Consider the following 21,326-nt stretch of genomic DNA (forward strand, 5'->3'; position numbering starts at 1 on the left):
ATTTATCTTTTTAAAACATAGAGTTGGGACTCATGTGCGGGGTCTTTTTTTCGCTTTTTTTAGGGTGTTTAATGGGCTGAATTGTGGCGAAAATAAAGCGGGGAAAAAAAGGCGCATTGCGCTGGACAATGGCGTTTTCCGGTTTATCCTTTCCTTCCGTGCCGAGGGAGTCTGCGGTTTTCAGGGCGGGAAAGGGGTGCTCCGGACAGTCCGGGACAGCTGAAAAAACCCAAACTGGTGGACGACGTCGCTCAACCGAACCATTCCCAACTTGCCTGTCCGGCATATGCGGCACCCGCCGTTCCGGTCCAGGCGAGCGTCAGGCGGAAGGCCGCCACGACGCTTATCAGGATTGAGATCAGGAGAATTTCGGCAATGGATTACGAAGGCTTTTTCGCCGACAAGCTGTCCGATCTGAGGAACGAAGGATGCTATCGCGTCTTCGCCGATCTCGAACGCCATGTTGGCCAGTTCCCGGCTGCGAAAAATTTTCGCGACGGGGAGTCCCATGACATCACGATCTGGTGTTCCAACGACTATCTGGGCATGGGCATGCATCCCGTTGTCCTGGACGCCATGTCTGGCGCGATCCGTAACAACGGTGCCGGTGCTGGCGGAACCCGCAATATCAGCGGAACCCACCACTACCACGTCCTTCTTGAGCAGGAGCTCTGCTCCTGGCACAACAAGGACGCGGCCCTCCTGTTTACCAGCGGCTACGTCGCCAACATGACGACGCTGATGACCCTTGGGGCGCGCATCCCGGATCTGGTTATTTTCTCGGATTCCGAGAACCACAACTCCATGATCGAGGGCATCCGTCACTCCCGGGCTCACCGTGAGGTCTTCCGCCACAACGATCTGGATCACCTGGAAGAACTCCTGGCGAAATATCCGAAAGAACACCCCAAGCTTATTGCATTCGAATCTGTTTATTCCATGGATGGCGACATCGCTCCGATTGCTGAGATTTGCGACCTCGCCGAAAAGTACAACGCCATGACCTACCTGGACGAGGTCCATGCGGTGGGCATGTATGGCGAGGGTGGCTCCGGCGTGGCGGAACGCGACGGTGTGCGCGAGCGCCTGACCCTGATCCAGGCGACCCTGGGCAAGGCTGTCGGCGTGGTCGGCGGCTACATTGTGGGCTCCCACAATCTCGTGGACTTCATCCGCAGCTTCGGCGCGGGCTTCATCTTCACCACCTCGCTGCCGCCGGCGGTGGCCGCCGGTGCGCTGGAGAGCATCCGTTACCTGCGCGAGCACAACGAGCTCCGTCAGCGTCATGCGGAGCGGGCCGACACCCTGAAGCGTCGCCTGCGCGAGGTCGGCATCCCGCCGATGCCCTCCGTCAGCCACATCGTTCCGGTGCTGGTGGGCGACGAGGTCCAGTGCAAGCAGGCTTCCGATCTGCTTCTGCGCAAGCACAACATCTATGTCCAGCCCATCGTGTACCCCACGGTTGGCCGGGGGCTTGCCCGCCTGCGTCTCACCGCGACGCCGCTCCACACCGACGAGCACATGGATCACCTGATCTCGTCTCTGGTCGATGTCTGGAAAGAGATTGGCATCGGTGCACAGGACGCGGCCGCGGCCTAAGTCCTGCACGGTTTGACCACACGCGTACAGGCCCTCGCCCCTTGTTCGGGCGGGGGCCTTTCTTGTTTTTTTTCGAGAGTCAGTCCATGAGCGGTGCCCCCTTCGAGAAACTCGTCTCGGTGATCATCCCGGTTTTCAATGGGGCCGGGTTCCTGCTTCCGAGCCTCCAGTCGGCAAGGGAGGCCATTGCCCATGCCGCCGGGCGGCGTCCGGATGTGCCGCCCGAGGCCTTCGAGATCATCCTGTGTGACGACGCCTCCACCGACGGCTCCCTCCAGCAGATCAAGGAGGCCGTCCGGGACGATCCGCAGGTCCGGGTTGTTGCCCATCCGGTGAACCGGGGGGCCGGAGCCGCCCGCAACACGGCCATTCAGGCCTCGAGCGGGGAGATCCTCTTTTTCCTGGATGTGGGCGATGCGTTTTTCCCGCCCCACGTGGACCGCTGCCTCGACGTTCTTTCGGACAAGCCCGAGTTCGGCCTGGTCAAGACCGGCATTGCGACGGCGGCGGACGTGGACCTGACCTGGCTGGCCCAGGTGACCGAGCGTGTGGTGTTTAACACCGCCATCCGCCGGGAGTGCCATGATGCGGTGGGCGGGTTCCCCGAGGATCCGGAACTGCGAGTACTCCGTCTGGAGAGCAGCTTCTATTGCGAGATGGTTCAGGGGGTTTTCCTGTGGGAGCGGATCCCCGAGGCGACCGTTCTGCACAAGGTGCGCCCCGGATCCGTCTGTGATGTTCGCAGGGAGTCCCTGCGTGCCAGGGGGGACACAAGCTCGCCCCTGACCCCGGCCCAGCTGGAGGTTCTGCCGATCCTGATGGACCGTCAGCGCGACCGTCTGATGGCTCTGGGAATTGACGACGTTCGCGGGGGCACGCGGGTGGACTCCATCGTCGTCAAGGACGACTAGCCGTCCCGCCGCCCCACCGGCAGTCCTGAGCCGATGCGTGCCCCCCGACGCCCGACGCCGGTGCCGGGCGTGGTGTTTCCTGGCCGACGGGGATCCGCTCTCCTGGCGTCCGCTCGTGCGGAAGGGGGGGGCGGCTGTCGCGGTCCGTGATCCGTTTCGCGCTCGAGAGGCGCGCCGGGTTTTGGCGGCGCATCCCGGACTCCCGGGCCTTCGGGAAATGGGGAGTGTCTGCCCACGGCCGCTTGTGGTATACTGGACAGCGTGCAATCCTTTGGCAGCGGCGGCTGTTTATCCGGCGGAGGGCTTCGGGCCCCCTTTGCGACGTCGGTCGGACGAGTGGTCCGGCACGTGACTTCGCGGAGATCCCGGAAACGCCCGGGCTTGTTCCACTGTTTTTCTCACCAACTGGACGAGACATGCTGGAGGCAGAACCGATGACGGGCAGAGACCATCTCTGCGGAAGCAGGATCACCGCGTGCGCATCCCTTGGGGGGCGTGACGGGCTGAGGGTCCTGGACGTGACGCTGGAGGATGGCCGTCGTCTGGTCATGAAGGAGGGCGAGCCCCGGCACCAGCTGGCGGTCGAGGCTCGCATGCTCCGGAGGCTGCGCGCCGAGGGGGCTCCGGTTCCTGACGTTCATCTGGCCACAGAGACCTGCCTCGCCATGGCTCATATCGACGGGGTGTCCCGGCTGTGTCCCCAGGCCCAGGAGGATCTGGGGCGCGTGATCGGTCAGCTCCACTGTGTTCCCCGGCCGTATTTCGGCTACGAGGAGACCACGCCCATTGCCGGTCTTCCCCAGTCCAATGTTCCCGCCGACCGCTGGCTGCCGTTCTTCGCCGAGCACCGCCTGGTGCATATGGCGGCTCTGGCCCACACAGCCGGGCAGTTGGGGGGGCGGATGGTGGCCCGGGTCGAGAAGCTGGCGTCCCGGCTGGACCGCTGGCTTCTGGAGCCCGCCTTTCCGGCGCTGCTTCACGGGGATCTCTGGGGCGGCAACATCCTGGTCCGGGACGGGCGGGTCGCGGCCCTGATCGATCCGGCGGTGTCCTACGGTCACCCGGAGATCGAACTGGCATTCGGGACACTGTTCAGCACTCTCGGTGATGCCTTTTTCCAGTCCTACGAGACCTTCATGCCCATCCAGCCCGGGTTCTTCGAGGAACGCAAGGATCTCTACAACCTGTATCCGCTTCTGGTGCACGCCTGCCTGTATGGCGGCCGGTATGTGGGGTCCATCGAGCGGACGCTGGAGCGCTACGGGGCCTGAGCCCCGCGTGCGGGGAGGGACGGATCCGGTTGGGACCAAGGCCGTTTCCGTGGGCGCGCGCCGTGGCTGCGGGGGCGTGGGGCGTGTCCGGCCGGGCGGAAGCCAGGCGGGCAGGTGGTGCGTGTCCGGCCGGGCGGAAGCCAGGCGGGCCGGTGGGGCGTGTCGGGGCGGACGGAGGCGCACGCGGATCGAGGAGGACAGGACGCCTGCGGGTGTCGGCTCCCTGCTCGCCGGGGACTTGGGTGTGAATGGCGTTGGAGGGGCCTTGGGCCGCCCTGGGGGCGCCTGGCTGGTGTGGAGACGGGACGCGAGCGGGGCTCAGTCCTCTGACTCCGGGGGCAGCACGCCCGGAGGCTTGGGGTCAGATGTGGTATTCGGGCTCCAGGAGCGGTGCGTGCTCCTCGATCAGATCCTGAATGGTCCGGCTGCTGTAGACGTCTTCCAGGGCACTCCGGGCCTCGACCCAGATGGGCAGGAAAACGCACGTCCCCCTGATGCTGCACGGCTGGACGGGCGGCGTCCCCGAACAGCTGATGGAGTAGATTTCGCCATCGATGGTCCGGATCACGTCCGCCACGGTGATATCCGACGGCGGGCGCCGCAGCTGGACGCCACCGCCCTTGCCCCGTCGGGAGTCCACATACCCCGCCTGGCGCATCTGGTTCAGAATGTTCTCAAGGAAGCGGGGCGGTATGGCCTGGGCTCTGGCAATCTCGGATACCGGGACCAGGCCCTGTCCCCAGCGTTGCCCGAGTTCAAAGACGGCCCTCAGGGCGTATTGGCATTTTTGAGAGACACTCACGCGTGCTCCGCTCCGTTTCGTCCGTGTCCTGGCACCTGCCGAAAGACGCATCCATGGCTGGAAACCGCGATAGTCGACAATAAAGAGTGGTTTGGTGATATTATAGACAGCCCGACCGTGCAACTCATTTTCATTGTCGGAGGCGATAATTTAATCCTTCACACGTTTTGAGCGGTCTTTTTCTGCTCCCTTTTTCGCCCGGTCAGTGTGGGGCGGTCCGGTCATGATCCGCCCGGAGAGCGTCCACACGGGGGCGCTCTTTTTTTGCGCGTTGCTTCGGGTCTTCGTTTCTGTGAACCGGGCGCGCGTGCCTGCTTCGGCGTGGGCGGGTTCGGGCGGAAAGGGGGCCCTGTTGCACTTTGGCAGAAGGGTGCGGAGGCGGGTGCCCAGACCGGTGATCCGTGCTGCATGGCGGGTGTCGGATGTTTGATTCCGGGAGAGGGGTGACCGGGCGACGGCGCCCGGTGTCCGGATGCCCCGCCGGCTTCGTGTGCCCGGTGGAGGGCCACGTTTGCTTCGGGATGTCCGCTGAAACGGCGCCCCTGCGTTTCGTCCTGGCGGCGCCCCGGCGTGCTTGGTTTTTATTTTGTTCCTAATTTGTACATTTTTCTCTTGTGGTGGTACGGAAAACAGGCTATCCTTTTTCTATCGCTGGAAAAGGGCGTCGGGCCCCGATCCCCCTGCGCAGGTCTCTGTGCCCTTCGGGCCGGGGCCTTTTTTTGTGCCGGGTCCGTGCTCTCGTCCGGGGTCACGGTTCGGTCCTCTGGCGGTTCCTCCCGGGTTCGGGGTCCGGCCGGGTTTCTGACCGGGGGCTGACCGCGGCTGACCGCGGCTGACCGCGGCAGGCCGTGTCTCCCGGGAAGGCCGGGTTCGCTCCGGCGCTGGCCGGATGCGCACCGGTTCCGAGGATCCGGGCCTGACGACCAGTTGACCTGCCGATCTGCCAGCGTGTCGGCGTGTCGGCCAGAGGCGGGGCTTTGCGCTCCGTCCTTCGGTCCGGTGAGCGTCGGGCCGCCCGTTAAGGAAGGATAATGGAAAAACATGTCCCTCCCGATACAGACCGGATCCGGGACGCGGTTGCATCCGGTGCCCGTTTGGAGGCCGCGAGTTCGGCTCCCGTCCAGGACCCGCCTGTTCCGCCGGCGTTCCGTCCCCTGTTTCGCCCCGCCCGTTACAAGGTGTTCTACGGCGGTCGGGGGGCGGCCAAGTCCTGGGCGTTCGCCCGGGCCCTTGTGGCCCTGAGCGCCCGCACGCCGTGCCGCGTCCTGTGCGCGCGCGAGCTTCAGGTGTCCATTCGGGAATCGGTCCACCGGCTCTTGTGCGACCAGATTGACGAACTCGGCTACGGGGAGCTTTTTGAGCGCAAGAAGTCCGAGATCCGCTCCCGCGCCGGGGGGGAGTTCATCTTCAAGGGGCTGCGGCACAACGCCTCGGAAATCAAGTCTCTGGAGGGCGTGGACATCTGCTGGGTCGAGGAGGCCCAGAGCGTGTCAAAAAACAGCTGGGATCTTCTTGTGCCGACCATCCGCAAGGAGGGCTCGGAGATCTGGGTCTCGTTCAATCCGGAAAACCCGGATGACGACACCTACCGCCGTTTTGTCCGCCATCCGCCGGAAAACGCCATCGTCGTCAAGGTCACCTGGCGGGACAATCCCTGGTTTCCCGAGACCCTCAGGGCGGAGATGGAGACCTGCCGCCGCACGGATCCGGACGCGTTTGCCCACATCTGGGAGGGGGAGCCCAAGCGGATTTCCGACGCCCAGGTCTTTCGGGACCGGTACGTCGTCGAGGCCTTCGAGACCCCGCCCGTGGCCCGTTTCCTTCACGGCGCCGACTGGGGCTTTGCCCGGGATCCCACGGTTCTGGTGCGGGCCTTCACCCACGAGAAACGCCTGTACGTGGACCGGGAGGCCTGGGGGATCGGCGTTGAGCTTGATCGCCTGCCGGACCTGTTCGACACCATCGACACCGCCCGCCACTGGCCGATCCGGGCGGACAGTGCGCGTCCGGAGACCATCGCCCACATGAAGCGGCGGGGCTTCAATATTTCCCCGGCCAAAAAGTGGCCCGGCTCGGTGGAGGACGGGCTGGCCGTGCTCAGGGGGTTCGAGACGGTCGTTGTCCATCCCCGGTGCGTTCACACGGCGGATGAGATGCGCCTTTATTCCTACAAGGTGGACCGGGTCAGCGGCGCCGTTCTGCCGGTCCTGGCCGACCAGAACGACCACTGTATTGATGCCCTGCGCTACGCCCTGGACGAGACCATCCGGAACCGGACGGCCATCCGGATCAATCCCGCGCTGGTGTCGGGCCCGCGGCCCGCCGCCCGGTCTGATGGCCGGCGCTAGGCGTGTCCGCTCCCGGCGAGCGCGCGCCTCCGGGGCCCGGCTGCATCCCGGGATGCGTTTCCGTCCGGGGCCCTGTTCGCGCCGCCGCCCCTTCGTCCCCGAGCGCCCCCTCGTTCGGTGGGCTGTGTTCCCGCCGTCCGGTGTTTCCTACCGTCAGGAGAGTGTTGCCCATGACCTCGCCCCCTTCCGCCTGTGACTGTCCGGAGCGGCGCCCGTTGAGCGTCTCGCCGGCCCTGATCCGCCGCCTGGCCGAGGACCGGGCGCTTCTGGGCGACGCCCGCTCCGGTGCTGCCGGTCTGTCCTGCGCGGCAACCGAGTCCCTCGTCGAGGGGATCGGAGGCAGCGTGAACTACCCCCTTCTGGCCGGGCTCTGCCGCAATGGCCTGATCCGGGCGGGCATCGACACGGTGGCTCACGCCATGACCAGCGAGTGGATCCGGCTCACATGCCTGGGCGGTCACCCGGACGAGACCCAGAGGGCCAAGCTCGCGTCCCTGGAAACCGCCCTGGGTGCGTTCGGGCTCCAGGACGTTTTCGCCGAGGCCGCCCGCATGATCGGCTATTTCGGCGGCTGCCTCGTGTTCATCGATACGGGGACCAGCGATCCGGATGTGCTCAGGCTTCCCCTTGACCACCATCCCCTCAGCTTTCCGAAGGGGGCTTTGCAGCGCTTCACCCTGATCGAGCCCGGAACCGTCAGCCCCGGGGTCTGCGACACCCGCAACCCCCTGTCCGAGGATTACTATCGTCCCGTGACCTGGAAGATTGCCGGAACGCTGGAGGTTCACCGCTCGCGCTTTCTGTATTTCAGTGCCGGGGATCTGCCGGCCCGGATCCGCCCCTCGTACAACTTCTTCGGGGTGCCCATGGCGGAGGTGGCCCTGGACTATGTGGCCCATTTCACCGAGACCCGGGCGGCGGCGGCCCGTCTTCTGACCAAGTTCTCGCGCCTGATCTTCAAGACCAACATGAACGATGTTCTCTCGGGCGGTCTGGGCACGGACATGGAGCGCCGGATCCAGTACGCCATCGACCACTGGACCAACGACGACCTTTTCATCATCGACAAGGAGGATGAGGACGTCATCAAGGTCGAGAGCACTCTCGGGGGCGTGACCGAGATCGTCCGCCAGAGCCTGGAGATGGTGGCCGCCATCTTCCGGGTTCCGGTGATGAAACTGCTGGGTATTTCCCCCTCCGGGCTGAACGCCACCGGGGATGCGGACCTGAGGAACTTTCACGAGAACGTGGGGCATCTTCAGGAAAAGCAGCTGAATGCGCCCCTGGAAAAGGCGCTGGATGTCCTTCAGCTTCATCTGTTCGGGGAAATCGATCCGGCCCTGACCTTTGAGTGGCGCCCTCTCGAGGAGCAGAACGAGGCAGAGCTGGCCCGCATTGACGAGCTCGCGGCCCGGACCCTGGCGCTGGGCGTCGAGGCCGGGGCGATTACGGCCCAGGAAATGCGCGCGGCCCTGATGAAAATGCCGTCCCTGCGGCTGGACAGCGCCCTCTAGGCGGCCCGCGTCTGGCCGGGACGTTCGGCGGCCCGCTCACGGTCGCCTGCCGGGCGCACCCGGGCGTCTGCCCGGGTCGTGGTTCGGGGCGTCTTTCGTCGGGGCCCCCTCCGCCGGCGCCCGTTCCGCCGGGTTGCCTTTCGCCCGGCCTGACCCCGGCCCCGTATCTGCGGGACGCTCGGGCGCACCCGGGTGCCCGCACGCCGCTCCCTCCTTTTCGTTCAAAAGGCTGCACTCCTCCCCGGGTCGGGGTGGGGGCGCGGCACTGGTATGGAGACCGCCCATGGAGCGTTTTTCCCTGGCACTGGACAGGGCCGTCCCCGCCTCTGGCGGCGCCCGGTCCGGGTCCGGTGGTGCACACACGGCACGGAGCATTGATGAAAACGGTTTTCTGCGGATCCGGGACTGTCCCATCAGCAAGGAGGCCGTCAATCCCTACCTGGGGGAGGAAATCCCGGGTTGGGAGGATCTCGGACTGGATCCGGGCCGGGTGTACCGGGTCTACCGCCCGGGCCGGGAACTGGCGGCGGCGGCGGCCTCGTTCGAGGGACTGCCCCTTCTTCTGGACCACCACCCGGACAGTGCCCGCCATCCGCAGAAGGAGCACCGCATCGGCTCCGTGTCCGGATCGGTGCGCTTTCGGGCCCCCTACCTTCTGGCGACCCTGATCGTGACGGATGCCACCGCCATCCGGGCCATCGAAACCGGCGCGGCACGGGAGCTTTCCTGCGCCTACGCCTTCGATCCGGTCCTGCGCGGAGGCACCTTCCGGGGGGAGCCCTACGAGATCGTCATGACCAACATCCGGGGCAATCACGTGGCCCTCGTCGCCGAGGGGCGTGCGGGTCCGGATGTCCATGTCCGTGACGGATCGCCGTTTTCTGTCGTGAACCGGTGCGCACCCCGGTCGTGCGCGCCTTCCTCTTCTCCAGCTTCCGGAGGCTCCCACGTGACGACCTTTCCCACCCGGGCTCTTTCAGACGAGCCGCACATCCCTGATCCCGGCGCAGCGGTTCCGGAAACGGATCCGGACTCCGCCTCCCTTTCCCCGCCCGACGGGCCCGACCGGGCCGAGGCCCGGGAGAAGCTCGCGCTTCTTCTGGAGGCTCTCGAGGAGAGCGATCCCGAGATGGCCGACGCCCTGCACGACTGCCTGAGAATTCTGCTGGGCGAGGCGGATCCGGACACGGGCGCGGCCGCGGCGGGCACTGCGGGGGCGGGGCCGGACCTCGCGCCTGCGGGGGTGCCGTCCCTGGCCCAGGACGCCCGCCGCCTGCGCCGGGCCACCCTTCGCCACGCGGCCCGTCTGATCGAGGCGGCCCGCAAGGTCCGCCCCATCCTGGGGGACATCGAGAACCCTCTGGCCCTGGACGATGCCAGCACCCTTTACCGGCGCGCCCTCGAGGCTTCGGGCATCGATCCCCGGGCCCATCCCCGGACCGCGTATGCGGGCATGGTGGATGTCCTTCTCAGTGCGGGGGCGGGGCGGAGCCTGTCGGACGTGTTCACGCCGGCGCCGGATCCCTCCAGCTTCGAGGGCCCCTTCGCCCACCTTGGCAACATCCGCCGCTGAGGCGCTCCGACCCTCGAGGACCAAAAAGGAAACGAGATGACCATACGTCAGTCTTTTGTCAGCACGGCCCCCGCCCGGGGCATTCCGGGAGACAGCGCAAGCCGCAATCCCGAGGTTTACGCGGTGGGAAATCCGGTCGCCTGGGGCGGTCCGGTCACCGTGGGCCGGTTTGTGTGGCTCCGGGGAACGGCGGGATCCGGGGCACCCCTGGTGGGGGCGACCGCCGGCCGCTCCGGCGGAGTTCCCCTGGGGATCGTGTCCCGCTCCCTGACTCATCCGGCGGACGACCTCGCCATGACCTCGGACCCGGAGGCCGCCCTGTGCGTCCCCGAGGGAACATCGGTCCGCGTCCTTGTGAACGGGGACGTGTTCGCCCTGTCCCAGACGGCGGCGACGGTGTCCCAGGCGGTGTTTGCCCACACGGACGGCTCCGGCCTGTCCACGGCGGATCCGGGAACCCCAGTCGAGGGGGCCGTTGAAACCGGATGGCGGGTGTCCGTGGGGGGCAACGCCGGTGATGTCATTGTGATCAGCAACTGGGGGTGGGTGTAACCATGCGAACTCCGTCATTCAACCAGATCCGGCCCTGGGGCTTCACCTTTGCGGGGGCCCGCCACTGGATCGACCGCCGGGACCACGGCGCCACGGCACGGCGTCTTGCCCGGGACACCCGCCGGCCGCTGGCCCTTGACGGGGCTCCTGTGTCCGGTGCGGGAGGGGGCTTCCCCGCGTCCCTGTTCACCCTTGTGGATCCGGAGGTGATCGAGATCCGCACCGCCCCCCGAAAGGCCCGGGAGCTGTTTCCCGAGCGCCGCCTGGGGGACTGGAGCCTCACCCGGGCCCTGAACCCGGTGCGGGAGCTGGTGGGGACGTCCGAGCCCTATGACGACCGCTCCGACACGGCGCCCTCGTCGGTGAACTACACCTGGATGCCGGTGGCGAACTACGTCTACCAGACGTTCATCGCCTTCGGCGAGCGCGAGCGGGCCATGAGCCTTCAGGCGGGGGTCGACCTCGCCTCCGACAAGCAACGGGCGGCGGCCGAGATCCTGTCCCACGACGAGAACCGTTTCTACCTGTTCGGTGTGGACGGGATGCCGGTCTACGGGATCTTGAACCACCCGGACCATGCGCCCTCGGTGTCCCCGCGCCCCTGGACCCCTCCCGGGTCCGCGACCCCGGTCACCCGCTGGAACGGGAAGGATGCCCAGGCGATCTACGAGGATCTGACCACCCTGTTCTCGCGCATTGCCCGGAACTCGGGCGGACACGTGGACGAGACCACCCCCCTGAAGCTGGTGGTGTCGCCGGAGACGAGCGTGCTTCTGGGACGTCGTTCCCGCGCGGGGGATGGCCTGTCCTCCCCGTCGGCGCTGGAGATGCTCCACAGTCACTTCAGCGACCTGACGGTGGTCACGCTTCCCGAGCTCGCAAGCGATACGGCGGGGGAGACGGTCCTTCTCTATGCGCCCGAGGTGACGGGGCAGCTGACGGGCGAGCTTCTCTATTCCGAGAAGATCCGCACCTTCCAGCCCTTCGTGCGCCACACCACCGAAGAGCAGAAATGGGTCGCCGGGGTCTGGGGCTTCCAGCTCTACCGCCCCTTCGCCATTGCCACCATGACCGGAGTCTAGAGCATGACAGCCACGGATCAGATCACCCCCGCCCGGGCGGACAACAGCGCCTCCGGCGCCCTTCAGGTCTACTCGGCCCTGCCGCGGGACCATGTGTTCTTCCTGTCCGACGGGACGTCGGTCCGCCTGAACGGACGTCCCCTCTCTGCCCTGGTCGATGGCAGCGGAGCGCCCCAGGCCTCCGGGCGCTATGGGGTCACCGCGCTGGATCCGGGCCTGTGGGAGCGGATCCGGGCCGAGCACGCGGACAGCGTTCTGCTGGGGCCCCACTCGAACCTGATTTTCGTCGAGCCGAACCGCGACCGGGGTGATGCCCGCGCCCGGGAGCAGGAGGACGTTCGCACCGGTTTCGAGCCCGTCTCGCCGAAAGCGGCCAAGACCCGTCCCGCCCGCGGCGACGGCGGGCCCCGGAACAGGGGGTGAGGCCATGGGCGGTCATGCGCATGAGGCCGAGCCCGGGGGCGCTGTGCCCCCGGATGCGGACCTGGCCGGGGCTGGGACTGTGGACGCGGTTGCCGATGCGGATGTGACAGGGGGCGCGGTGGCGGGCCCGGGTGCGGACAGTGTTCCGACCGGGCCGGGTGAGGACAGCGTTCCGACCGGCTCGCTCGAGGAGAGGGCCGGGGTGCCCTTCGAGCCCGACCGTTTCCGCAGCCAGCACCCGGAGTTCCACGACCTCACGGATGAGGCTCTCAACATCCACGTCCAGACGGCGGACCTTCTTCTGTCCGGCGCCCTTGCCCGCAACGCGCCCGACAGGGCGCTGTCCCTTGGGATGCGCCGGATCCTGCTTGAGGCGCTGGTCTGCCATCTGGCCACGCTGGCCCGTCAGAAAGGCGGGGCCAGCGGTCCGGTGACCGGGGCCACCATGGGCTCCATCAGCCTGTCGTTCGGTCGTCCCGCCTCGGATCCGGACCCGTTCCTGTCCTGGCTGGAGCAGACCGGTTGCGGTGCCTTCGCGGCTCTTCTGCTGCGGAGGCTGCCTCGGAACGGGCCCTGTCTGGTTCGGGCCCGGCGCCGCTGAGGGGGGCTGTTCCGGGCGCACTCTGCGGGCGCCCGGGATGGTCTGCGGGGCCGGGGCGGGGGGCCGCCGGGGCAGGGGCGGGGGGCTGCCGCTCCCTGTCTGGTTCGGGCCCGTCCCCGACGCTGCCGGCTCCGGTTCGTCCCGGGTGTCCGGCAGCGGGAAGGGGCAGCGGTTCGGTGGGCTCCCGAGGGGCTCCGGGGGCCACTGTCCCGGGGGCGGATCCCGTGGAGGGGCGCCCGGGAGGCGGATGCTCCATGGGGGGCTGTTTCGGGGTGGCTGTTTTGGAGAGGGCACCCCGGGGCAGGCCTGTGCCTTGAGTGGATCGGGCGGAACCGGCCAGAGCCCCTGTGGGACGACCGGGCCGGCTCGGGCGGAACCGGCCAGAGCCCCTGTGGGACGACCGGGCCGGCTCGGGCGGAATCGGCCAGAGCTTCCGTGAGACGATCGGGCCGGATCGGATCGAACCCGATCGAACCCGTTCCGTCAGGCGGAACACCGGCTGCCCGACCGGTCTCCACCCTTCCTGGCCTTCCGTCTCCGCCCTCCGCGTCCAGCCTTCTGCTTCCTTTCTCCAGCGTCCTCTCTCCGGCCCCCTGCCGTCTGCTTTTGCCCGCCCGGCGTCCCACAGCCTGTGTTCTCCGGTCCGCGGGCGCGCCCTCCGGGCCGGTTTCCTTCTTCCCCTGAAAGGAATGGAGCGTGAGCGTATTTTCTCTTTTTCCCCTGGTGGCGTCGGCCATTGCTCGGGTGAATGCGCCCGAGCGGGTCCGGCTTTATCGCTCGGCGGGGGCCCAAAGCCGGCGCGGTGAGCTGGAGCCCCTCTATGAGCCTCCCGTCGAGATCCGGGCCTGGATCCAGCCTTTGGCCGGGGACATGGCCATTCCTGAGGCCGACTGGACCCGGATTTCCGAAACCCGGAAGGCCTGGCTTTTGCTGCCCGACCCTGCGGTGTGCAGCGTCCGTCGTGACGAGGGCCGGGGCGGCGACCTGATCGAGCGTGTGGACGGAAGCTGGTGGCTGGTGGACGCGGTTTTGGAAGATTTCACCGAACCCGGGGCCGAGGGCTGGGTCTCGGTCCGCCTTGTCCGCCAGGCCCGGGGCACCGGAGTGGACGCTCCGCCGGAGCCCGTTCCTCCGGCTCCCGCATGTGTCCGCGTGGCCCGGCCGTCGGCACGATCCGTGTCCCCCTTCGGATCCCCGGGCGTGTCTTCATCCGTCTCCCCTTGGGCGGGGGCGCTCCTGTCCGGGCTGGCGGTGTCCGGCCTGGCCGTATCCGCCCACGGAGGGGTCTGATCATGGCGCACACGTTGTGTCTGACCCCGGGGGGCTGGGATCTCCAGCTTGACGGACGCGGAGGCATCCGAACCGTCGAGGGCTCCGCCGCCACCCTCCAGAACGTTGCCTGCGCCGTGCGCCTGTTCACCCGGGATGCCTGTCTCGACCGGACCCGGGGGATTGCGCATTTCGAGACGGATATTTCCGGGCGCCTCAATCTGCCGCTGCTGACCACCCGGGTCAACCGGGCCGCCCGGGAGGTGCCGGGCGTTGTCCGGGCCGACACCCGGGTCAGCGGGTTCGAGGGCCGTGCCCTGCAGGCCACGATCCGGGTCACCACCGGGGATGGCAGCACCTCCGTCCTCCCGTTCCGGGCTCCGGGCTGACCGGGCCCCGGGCTGACCGGGCCCCGGGCTGACCGGGCTCTGTGCTCAAAGCTCAATGCTCCACACAAGGACCAGTCCTCATGATCCCTTGTTTTTCCAGGTGTCCTGTCGGGTACCCGGGGCCCGGAGCCCGCGCTCCGGACCCGCTGGCCCCTCGCCTGTGCCGGCATGCGCGCCGGCCCCCGTGCGGTGCCGCGTCACCCTCCGGGAGTGAGGCCCGGCGTCCGCCGGTCCTGCCCCCTGCCGCGGTCCTGCATTCGGGAGACCGTCCATGAGCGGCCCGGGCGCACGGAAGCGCTGCCCCCCGGGGTCCGAGCCCGTCGAGCCCTCCCGCCCGGTCCCGGACGTGTACGGGGCGGTCCACGATTTCCTGACCACCTTCATCGTGGATCCCCCGTGCGGGGCGGTGTTGCGCAGTCGCCAGAACCGGGTGCCCCTGCCGGGCGGGCACAGTGACTTCGTGCTGATGACAGTCCTGTCCGAGACGCGCCGGGGCTCGAACGTTCACGAGATGGACCCCCCGTCTGAGGCCCCGTCCGGGGGCTCGTCCGGGGGCCTGTCCGAGCCCCCCTCCGGCCCGCTTCAGGTCCGCAAGCTCGTGGTCTGCGACATGCGCCTGGAGGTCCACGCCCGGAACCCGGAGCGCGCCCGCCAGGTGGCCTCGCTGATCGAGCTCTGGAGCAACGATCCGGCGGGGGTGGCGTTCTTCCGCCCCCGGGGGATCAGCGTCATCGGCTGTTCGGCCCCCACCGACGACAGCCAGGCCGACGAGACGCGCCAGTACGTGTGCCGGTTCGCTCTGGTCCTGCGGCTGGAGTACTGGGTCCACGCCTGCCTTGAGGTGCCGTTTTTCGATCATGTCCGGCTGTCCGTCGATCCTGTGGACGTCCGGTTTTCTCCCACACTGTCGCCGGCAGGTTCCGCTGCCAAACAGGAGTGATACACCCATGGCTATCAACGCCTCCCATATTGTCAGTGTCAACCCGGGGCTTCTGGAGCCCGCAGGAACCAGCCTGGAGTTCAACGGTCTCCTGCTGACCCGCAACGCCTCCATCCCCGTGTCCGGCTCCCGCACCGGCGGGCACCTTGTGCTGCCCTTCGCCAGCGCCGACGCCGCCGGCGCCTACTTCGGGCGGGATTCCGAGGAGTACCGCCTCGCGAGCGTCTATTTCCAGGGCTACACGGGCAGCTACCGGAAACCCCGGGTGCTTTATATCGCCCGACGGCTGGACGAGGCCGCGGCCCCGTTCCTTCGGGGCGGTCCGGTGGCCCTCTCGCTGGAGGATCTCCGCCAGGTGACCTCCGGGAGCCTGACCCTCACGCTCGGGGCCCATACGGCCACCGTTTCGGGCATTGACCTCTCGGGGGTCACCAGCCCCTCGGAGGCCGCCCTGCGCGTGCAGGAGGCTCTGCGCTCCCACACCGCCGGGGGCGAGGACTGGACCGGCGCCAGCGTGTCCTGGTCGTCCCTGTTCCGGGCGTTCACGATCACGGGCGGGCGCGCGGGTGCCGACCTGGCTGTGGATTTCGCGGACGGCTCCCTGGCCGGGCCGCTGGGCCTGAGCCGGGAGGCGGGAGCGGTCCTGTCCCAGGGGGCGGCGCCCATGACCCCGGCGGAGCAGATGGCGGCCATCGCCGCCGTGACCCGCAACTGGGTGACCTTCACCACCGTGTGGAAGGCGTCCCACGAGGACATGGTTGCCTTTGCCCGCTGGGCCGCCGACCAGGGAACCGCCTACCTGTACGCGCCCTGGGACAACGATCCGGCCCTGCTCCAGCCGGGGAATGTCACGACCTCGGCCCACGCCCTGAGACAGGCCAACGCGGGCGCCACCGCCCTGTGGTGGGGCGATGCGCGCTATGCGGTGTTCATGGCGGGGGTGGCCGCCTCCATCGACTGGGAGCGGCGTGACGGCTCCATCACCTTTGCCTTCAAGGCCCAGGAGGGGCTGCCCGCCTCGGTGGAGACCCTGGGCGATGCCCTGGCGCTGGAGGCCCAGGGGGTGAACTACATCGGCGATTTCGCCACGCGCAACGACCAGTTTGTCCTGTCCTACAGCGGCTGCATGTTTGGAAGCTGGCGCTGGATCGACACCTACGTCAACGCGGTCTGGCTGTTCAACGCGCTTCAGGTGGCCCTGGTCAACGGCCTGAGGCAGACCCCCCGGGTGCCCTACACCGAGCGGGGCTACGGCCTTGTGCGCTCGTGGATTCAAGATCCGGTGAACCGGGCCCTGAGCAACGGGGCCATCACTCCGGGCATGACCCTCACGGAGGGGCAGCGCGCCCGGATCAACCGCGAGGCCGGAACCGACATCTCCCGCAATGTCGAGCGGGAGGGCTACTTCATCCGGCTGTCCGATCCGCCGCCCGCCAACCGTGCGGGCCGCGAGAGCCCCATCGTCAGTCTCTGGTACACGGACGCGGGCGCCATTCACAAACTCGACGTCACCTCGACCGCACTCAGCTAGGGAGATCCGCATATGGCTGTTGGAAATATCACGAGCGCCAACGCAACCCTCACCATGGTTGTGGAGGAGCTCTTCCCCGCCGGGGTGAGCCTGGAGCAGTTCGCCACCGACCAGAGCTTCTCCCAGGAGCAGAACCAGATCGCCGAGACCCGCATGGGGGTCGATGGCCAGATGGTGGCGGGCTACGTGCCGAACATCAAGGTGGTCACGGTCATGCTGGAGGCTTCCAGCCCCTCGTTCCCGGCCATGGTGGACCTGCACCGGGCCATGGAGCGGGCCCGCACCATCTACCCGGTCACTCTCACGGCCCGCATTCCGTCCATCAACCAGACGATCACCTGGACCAACGGGGTGTTGCATGACTCCACTCCGGTTCCGGCCGGAAACCCGGTCCTGGCACCCACCACCTGGGTGTTCCACTTCCAGGACATGATCGTCGAGACCAGCTGGAACCCGGTCCTCAGCGCCTGACGGGCCCGGACGCCGGGCTTCCGTCGTCCGCTTTCGTCTCCGCCTTCGCCTCCGCCTCCGGTCCCGGGCTTCCGGCCGGAGGCACCGGAGCCCCCGCGCTTCCCCGGGCCCGCGGTCCTCGGGCGTCGGCGCGTCCTTGTCTGCGGTCCGGTGGTGGGTGCCCGGTTGCCACGGTGTGCCTGAACGGGTCGCGGCGCGGGGGGCGGCCTGTTCGGCCTGCCGCCCTGTCCCCGGTTCCCGCCCCGTCCGCGCTTCCCGGCGTGTCCACGGGCCCTGATCCCTTTTCTTCCTCTCTCCCCCTTTCCCTTTCCTTTTCGCTTCCTGGCCCCCCTGTCTCTGCCCCTCCTTCCTGTCCCCCCTGTCCATGGATCCGAGCCAATGCCCCTGATCTTCGACCCGACAACCGGCCTGCGTGCCGAAAGCACGGACGTTATCCGGGAGCGCGTGCGCGCCGCCTGGGTGAATGCCTTCGGGCGTGAGGACACGCCCCCGCTGGAGACCACGCCGGACACCCCGGCGGGACAGCTCGTTGACTCGGAGACCGTGTTCATCGCCGAGAAGGACGCCCAGCTTCTGGCCCTGGCCAGCCAGTTCGACCCCCAGACCGCTGACGGCATCTTTCAGGAGGCCCTGGCCAGTCTCTATTTCCTGACCCGCAAGTCGGCCCAGCCCTCGGTGATCACGGTGGTGTGCCGGGGGCTGCCCGGAACCGTCATCCCGAGGGGCGCCCGGGTCATGGCGGCCGGAAACCTGACCTTCTCCGCCCTGTCAGCGGAGGTGATCGGGCCGTCCGGCACCGCGGAGATCCTGTTTTCCTGCGATACCCCGGGGCCGGTTGCGGTCCCCGCCCGCCTGGTCACGGGGATCGTCACCACCATTCCCGGGTGGGACAGCGCGGAAAATCCGGCCCCCGGCGTTCCCGGGCGGCACGAGGAAACGCGGCACGACTTTGAAACCCGCCGGGCCGCCAGCGTGGCCCGGAACGGACACGGAACCCTTGCCTCCCTTTATGGCGCCCTGGCCGACCTGAACGGGGTTCTGGACCTGTGCGTTCTGGAAAACACCGGTCCGGTTCCGGTGGTGAAGTGGGGGGTGACCATTCCGGGGCACTCGGTCTTTGCCAGCATCTACGGGGGCGGGGACCGGGACATTGCCGAGGTGTTCTACCGGAAAAAGGATGCGGGCTGCGGCACCGCCGGAGACTCGGAAATCACCTGGGTGGATCACGAGTACGGCGGCGCCCTCTACACCTATCGTATCCAGAGGCCGACCCCCCTGTCCTTCCGCTTCCGGGTCACGTTGCGCCCCACGGTCTCCACCCCGGCGGACATCGAGGCCCTGGCCCGCAAGGCTCTGGTGGACGCCTTCAACGGCGAGAGCGGGAGCCGGAAAGCCCGGATTGCCTCGAGCGTCTACGCAACGACCTACGTCTGCCCGGTGGTGTCCGCCGGGATCCAGAATCTGGTGTCCCTCCAGGTGGCCACCGACGAGGCGCCCGAGTGGGCCGGCTCGGTTGTGGTCCCGGCCGATCGTGTGCCGGTTCTGACAGAGGCCTCCATTTCCTTCGCCAGTGTCTGAGGAGAGTTTCCCATGACGTCTTCCTGCCGGTACCTTCCGGAATCGGGCGCCCTGCCGGGTGCGTCCTTCGAGCGCCAGACCGCGGACTTCCTGAACGCCCTGGAGCAGAAAGCCGAGGATCTCTCCGCGCGGATCGCCCAGACGGCGGGAGCGGTCGGTGATGCGGTGTCCGTGGGGAACGAGGCGGGCACGGCCGCGCGCCAGGCGGCCGGGATCGCCACGACCGCCCAGCAGCTTGCCCGGCAGGCTCTGGAGGGGCTCGAGACTGTCCGCGAGGAGGTGGGCGCCGCATCCCGGGCCGTGGGGCGGGCCGAGAGCACCCTGGAAACGACCCGGGCGGCTCTGGAGACCACCCGAACCCGGGTGGAGACCGCGCTAACCCGGGCGGGGGAAGCCGATACCCGTGCCCGGGGCGCCGCAGACGCTGCCGCTGCCGCCCGAAAGAGTGCCACCGATGCCGCGAGTGCCGCCGCCGCCGCCCGCAGCCGTGCCGACAGCGCAACCGAGGCCGCAGACCGGGCCCGGGTGACGGGGGAGGCGGCGCAGGCGCAGGCCCGGGAGGCCCTCGCTGCTCCGGCGTGGCTCCCTCTTTACTTTGATGCAAACCAGACCGACCCGGTGCGTTCGGTCATTCCGCCGGATCGACGGACCGCAAGTCTTGTGGCCCTTGACCCGAGCGGGTCATCGGTTGCGGGCCTTTCCCTGTCCGCAGCCCTGACCTTCGGCGACACCAAAATCACCATCCCCCCCGCGCCGGCCACGGTGGACGTGACCGCGTTCCGGGGGCGGAGTGTGGACTTCACGCTGTCCGGATCCGGTTCGGGCACCACGGGTGTTGGCGTTCTTCTCCGGTTGGGAGTGTAGACAATGGCAGGGGCTCTTGTTTTGCCCGGCTACGGGCGCCGCGGGCCCGCCGGGCGTTTTGTTGCCGTGGGGGACAGCAGCAGGGACGCCGTGTGGTCCGACGACGGGCTGACGTGGATGCAGGCCTCCTTGCCCGCTGCCCTGAATTGGCGCGCGGTGGCCTGGGGGGGAGACTGTTTTGTCGCCCTGGCCGCGGGCAGCGCTTTGTATGCGTGGTCTGCGGACGGCAAGACCTGGATCCCCGGGGAGCTGCCCTTTCGCGGGAACTGGACAAGCATCACCTTCGGCAACGGTCGCTTTGTCGCGGTCGGGGACCCCTTGTCGGGCACGTCGACGGGTGCAATGTGGTCAACGGATGGCCGGTCGTGGCACCGGGCGGAGCCGCTGGGATACGGCTACTGGCGGTCTGTGGCCTATGGCGGCGGACGGTTCGCGGTGCTTGCTTACCTGATGGACACCACCCTGTGGTCTGATGACGGGGACACGTGGCAGAGCAGCGCGACCAAGTTTTCTGGGTGGAGCAAGGTGTGCTGGGGCATGGGGCGTTTTGTTGGTGTGTCCTGCCTTCGCGGAGAAACGTGCTCATCTGTCGATGGCGTGAACTGGTCTTTGGGCGAGATGCCCACCTACGAGTCGTGGTATGCCCTGGCGTTTGGAAAGGACCGCTTTGTGAGCGCGGCGGCATGGAGCAGGAACGGGGCCTGGTCCCGCGATGGGGTGACCTGGGAGAAGATACTTCTTCCGATCAAGGCGGACTGGAACTGCATGGGGTACGGTCGGGGCCGTTTTGTCCTTATGGCTCGGGGCGGGGGCGATGCCCTGTGCTCGGAGGACGGACTCTCCTGGGTCCAGGCGCCCCTTCCTGTCTATGGGGACTGGAACGCCGTGGCGTGCGCGGAGGGGTGAGCATGAACATCCGTTCGATCCCCAATCTTCGCAGCGTTCCGGACATTCGGGACGTTCCTCCGGCAACGCTCCAAAGCCAGTACTCGGCCTCGCCGGTGATCCGGTCGCTCGTCGCGGGCAAGGCCGCGCGCCTGGATCCCGCAAACGATATCCTCCTGTTCTACCGCACTGTTTTTGACATTCGCACCGCCCGCGGTCCGGGGCTCGACATCTGGGGCCGGATCCTCGGGATCAGTCGGAGCCTGGAGCTGGATGAGGGCGACGTTCTTGGCTTCAACGGGTCGGGGCTTCGGGCGTTTGACAACGGGGTGTTCAACCCGGGCGCGGCGACGCGCACCTTTGCCCTGGCCGACGCCCCCTTCCGCGAGCTGCTGATGTTCAAGGCTCTGGCCAACATCTCGTCGGCGGACGCGGCGACTTTGAACGCTCTTCTGAACCGCCTGTTCCGGGGGCTCCCGGTTTTTGTTCTCGAGGTCGGGGTGATGCGCATCCGGTGCGTTTTCCCCTTCCTTCTCGAGCCCTGGCAGCGCTCGCTTTTTCGCAAGGGGGGGCTGCTTGCCCGGGGCGCGGGAGTGGGCTTCGAATGGCTGGAGCACGAGCCGGGCTCCACGTTCGGTTTTTCGGGCTCCGGGCTCCAGCCCTTTGACCAGGGCGCGTTTTCCTACGGGGTTGCGATCCCCGAACCACCAGCGGAGTAGCACA

General features: G+C 67.8%; 20 protein-coding genes. 19 read left to right on the forward strand and 1 reads right to left on the reverse strand.

What is annotated here, in order from left to right:
* The first annotated feature begins 375 nt into the window (after nt 1-375).
* From hemA to IHV25_RS07455, 3 genes are all read left to right on the forward strand, one after another.
* The gene (gene hemA, locus IHV25_RS07445) at nt 376-1,599 is read left to right on the forward strand and encodes a 5-aminolevulinate synthase (RefSeq protein WP_192534489.1); all 1,224 of its coding nucleotides are present in this window, start codon (nt 376-378) and stop codon (nt 1,597-1,599) included.
* Nucleotides 1,600-1,685: 86 nt separating this feature from the next.
* The gene (locus IHV25_RS07450) at nt 1,686-2,510 is read left to right on the forward strand and encodes a glycosyltransferase family 2 protein (protein WP_192534490.1); all 825 of its coding nucleotides are present in this window, start codon (nt 1,686-1,688) and stop codon (nt 2,508-2,510) included.
* Between the two features lie 434 nt (nt 2,511-2,944).
* On the forward strand, nt 2,945-3,781 hold the full coding sequence (locus IHV25_RS07455) for a fructosamine kinase family protein (protein ID WP_192534491.1): 837 nt from the start codon (nt 2,945-2,947) through the stop codon (nt 3,779-3,781).
* A 361-nt stretch (nt 3,782-4,142) separates the two neighbouring features.
* Here the strand turns inward: IHV25_RS07455 and IHV25_RS07460 are convergent, their stop codons facing one another.
* Nucleotides 4,143-4,583, reverse strand: coding sequence for an Rrf2 family transcriptional regulator (locus IHV25_RS07460; RefSeq protein ID WP_192534492.1), 441 nt, complete (start codon nt 4,581-4,583; stop codon nt 4,143-4,145).
* Between the two features lie 1,031 nt (nt 4,584-5,614).
* On the opposite strand from IHV25_RS07460, the gene IHV25_RS07465 reads away from it, so the two are divergent.
* From IHV25_RS07465 to IHV25_RS07540, 16 genes are all read left to right on the forward strand, one after another.
* Nucleotides 5,615-6,931, forward strand: a complete 1,317-nt coding sequence (locus tag IHV25_RS07465) for a PBSX family phage terminase large subunit (RefSeq protein WP_192534493.1) — start codon at nt 5,615-5,617, stop codon at nt 6,929-6,931.
* 170 nt (nt 6,932-7,101) lie between these two features.
* Complete coding sequence (locus tag IHV25_RS07470; RefSeq protein WP_192534494.1) at nt 7,102-8,445, forward strand: phage portal protein; 1,344 nt, start codon at nt 7,102-7,104, stop codon at nt 8,443-8,445.
* Nucleotides 8,446-8,728: 283 nt separating this feature from the next.
* The gene (locus IHV25_RS07475; protein WP_192534495.1) at nt 8,729-10,018 is read left to right on the forward strand and encodes a DUF2213 domain-containing protein; all 1,290 of its coding nucleotides are present in this window, start codon (nt 8,729-8,731) and stop codon (nt 10,016-10,018) included.
* Nucleotides 10,019-10,054: 36 nt separating this feature from the next.
* Nucleotides 10,055-10,570 carry a structural cement protein Gp24 gene (locus tag IHV25_RS07480; protein WP_192534496.1) on the forward strand — a complete coding sequence of 172 codons (516 nt, stop codon included), beginning with the start codon at nt 10,055-10,057 and terminating at the stop codon, nt 10,568-10,570.
* A 2-nt stretch (nt 10,571-10,572) separates the two neighbouring features.
* Nucleotides 10,573-11,652, forward strand: a complete 1,080-nt coding sequence (locus IHV25_RS07485; RefSeq protein WP_192534497.1) for a major capsid family protein — start codon at nt 10,573-10,575, stop codon at nt 11,650-11,652.
* A 3-nt stretch (nt 11,653-11,655) separates the two neighbouring features.
* Nucleotides 11,656-12,075, forward strand: a complete 420-nt coding sequence (locus IHV25_RS07490; RefSeq protein ID WP_192534498.1) for a hypothetical protein — start codon at nt 11,656-11,658, stop codon at nt 12,073-12,075.
* 4 nt (nt 12,076-12,079) lie between these two features.
* Nucleotides 12,080-12,676, forward strand: a complete 597-nt coding sequence (locus tag IHV25_RS07495) for a DUF4054 domain-containing protein (RefSeq protein WP_192534499.1) — start codon at nt 12,080-12,082, stop codon at nt 12,674-12,676.
* Nucleotides 12,677-13,372: 696 nt separating this feature from the next.
* Nucleotides 13,373-13,966 (forward strand): hypothetical protein, encoded by a 594-nt coding sequence (locus IHV25_RS07500; RefSeq protein WP_192534500.1) that lies wholly within the window; start codon nt 13,373-13,375, stop codon nt 13,964-13,966.
* A 2-nt stretch (nt 13,967-13,968) separates the two neighbouring features.
* Nucleotides 13,969-14,334, forward strand: coding sequence for a hypothetical protein (locus IHV25_RS07505; protein WP_192534501.1), 366 nt, complete (start codon nt 13,969-13,971; stop codon nt 14,332-14,334).
* A 271-nt stretch (nt 14,335-14,605) separates the two neighbouring features.
* Nucleotides 14,606-15,274 (forward strand): phage neck terminator protein, encoded by a 669-nt coding sequence (locus tag IHV25_RS07510; protein ID WP_192534502.1) that lies wholly within the window; start codon nt 14,606-14,608, stop codon nt 15,272-15,274.
* Between the two features lie 7 nt (nt 15,275-15,281).
* A complete protein-coding gene (locus tag IHV25_RS07515; RefSeq protein WP_192534503.1) occupies nt 15,282-16,805 on the forward strand; it encodes a DUF3383 domain-containing protein in 1,524 nt (507 codons plus the stop codon).
* Nucleotides 16,806-16,817: 12 nt separating this feature from the next.
* A complete protein-coding gene (locus IHV25_RS07520; RefSeq protein ID WP_192534504.1) occupies nt 16,818-17,276 on the forward strand; it encodes a phage tail fiber protein in 459 nt (152 codons plus the stop codon).
* Nucleotides 17,277-17,654: 378 nt separating this feature from the next.
* A complete protein-coding gene (locus IHV25_RS07525) occupies nt 17,655-18,854 on the forward strand; it encodes a baseplate J/gp47 family protein (protein WP_192534505.1) in 1,200 nt (399 codons plus the stop codon).
* Between the two features lie 12 nt (nt 18,855-18,866).
* Nucleotides 18,867-19,718 carry a methyl-accepting chemotaxis domain-containing protein gene (locus IHV25_RS07530; RefSeq protein ID WP_192534506.1) on the forward strand — a complete coding sequence of 284 codons (852 nt, stop codon included), beginning with the start codon at nt 18,867-18,869 and terminating at the stop codon, nt 19,716-19,718.
* A gap of 3 nt (nt 19,719-19,721) precedes the next feature.
* The gene (locus tag IHV25_RS07535; protein ID WP_192534507.1) at nt 19,722-20,624 is read left to right on the forward strand and encodes a hypothetical protein; all 903 of its coding nucleotides are present in this window, start codon (nt 19,722-19,724) and stop codon (nt 20,622-20,624) included.
* A 2-nt stretch (nt 20,625-20,626) separates the two neighbouring features.
* On the forward strand, nt 20,627-21,322 hold the full coding sequence (locus tag IHV25_RS07540) for a baseplate wedge 1 family protein (RefSeq protein WP_192534508.1): 696 nt from the start codon (nt 20,627-20,629) through the stop codon (nt 21,320-21,322).
* Nucleotides 21,323-21,326: the final 4 nt, after the last annotated feature.

The organism is Phaeovibrio sulfidiphilus, from assembly GCF_014861485.1.
GTDB classification, from domain to species: domain Bacteria; phylum Pseudomonadota; class Alphaproteobacteria; order Rhodospirillales; family Rhodospirillaceae; genus Phaeovibrio; species Phaeovibrio sulfidiphilus.

Coding starts and splice junctions, on each gene's coding strand:
- IHV25_RS07490 (WP_192534498.1), top strand. CDS start 11,656: ATGACAGCCACGGATCAGATCACCCCCGCCCGGGCGGACAACAGCGCC.
- IHV25_RS07505 (WP_192534501.1), top strand. CDS start 13,969: ATGGCGCACACGTTGTGTCTGACCCCGGGGGGCTGGGATCTCCAGCTT.
- IHV25_RS07450 (WP_192534490.1), top strand. CDS start 1,686: ATGAGCGGTGCCCCCTTCGAGAAACTCGTCTCGGTGATCATCCCGGTT.
- IHV25_RS07465 (WP_192534493.1), top strand. CDS start 5,615: ATGGAAAAACATGTCCCTCCCGATACAGACCGGATCCGGGACGCGGTT.
- hemA (WP_192534489.1), top strand. CDS start 376: ATGGATTACGAAGGCTTTTTCGCCGACAAGCTGTCCGATCTGAGGAAC.
- IHV25_RS07520 (WP_192534504.1), top strand. CDS start 16,818: ATGGCTGTTGGAAATATCACGAGCGCCAACGCAACCCTCACCATGGTT.
- IHV25_RS07470 (WP_192534494.1), top strand. CDS start 7,102: ATGACCTCGCCCCCTTCCGCCTGTGACTGTCCGGAGCGGCGCCCGTTG.
- IHV25_RS07495 (WP_192534499.1), top strand. CDS start 12,080: ATGGGCGGTCATGCGCATGAGGCCGAGCCCGGGGGCGCTGTGCCCCCG.
- IHV25_RS07485 (WP_192534497.1), top strand. CDS start 10,573: ATGCGAACTCCGTCATTCAACCAGATCCGGCCCTGGGGCTTCACCTTT.
- IHV25_RS07475 (WP_192534495.1), top strand. CDS start 8,729: ATGGAGCGTTTTTCCCTGGCACTGGACAGGGCCGTCCCCGCCTCTGGC.
- IHV25_RS07480 (WP_192534496.1), top strand. CDS start 10,055: ATGACCATACGTCAGTCTTTTGTCAGCACGGCCCCCGCCCGGGGCATT.
- IHV25_RS07510 (WP_192534502.1), top strand. CDS start 14,606: ATGAGCGGCCCGGGCGCACGGAAGCGCTGCCCCCCGGGGTCCGAGCCC.
- IHV25_RS07455 (WP_192534491.1), top strand. CDS start 2,945: ATGACGGGCAGAGACCATCTCTGCGGAAGCAGGATCACCGCGTGCGCA.
- IHV25_RS07525 (WP_192534505.1), top strand. CDS start 17,655: ATGCCCCTGATCTTCGACCCGACAACCGGCCTGCGTGCCGAAAGCACG.
- IHV25_RS07515 (WP_192534503.1), top strand. CDS start 15,282: ATGGCTATCAACGCCTCCCATATTGTCAGTGTCAACCCGGGGCTTCTG.
- IHV25_RS07530 (WP_192534506.1), top strand. CDS start 18,867: ATGACGTCTTCCTGCCGGTACCTTCCGGAATCGGGCGCCCTGCCGGGT.
- IHV25_RS07540 (WP_192534508.1), top strand. CDS start 20,627: ATGAACATCCGTTCGATCCCCAATCTTCGCAGCGTTCCGGACATTCGG.
- IHV25_RS07535 (WP_192534507.1), top strand. CDS start 19,722: ATGGCAGGGGCTCTTGTTTTGCCCGGCTACGGGCGCCGCGGGCCCGCC.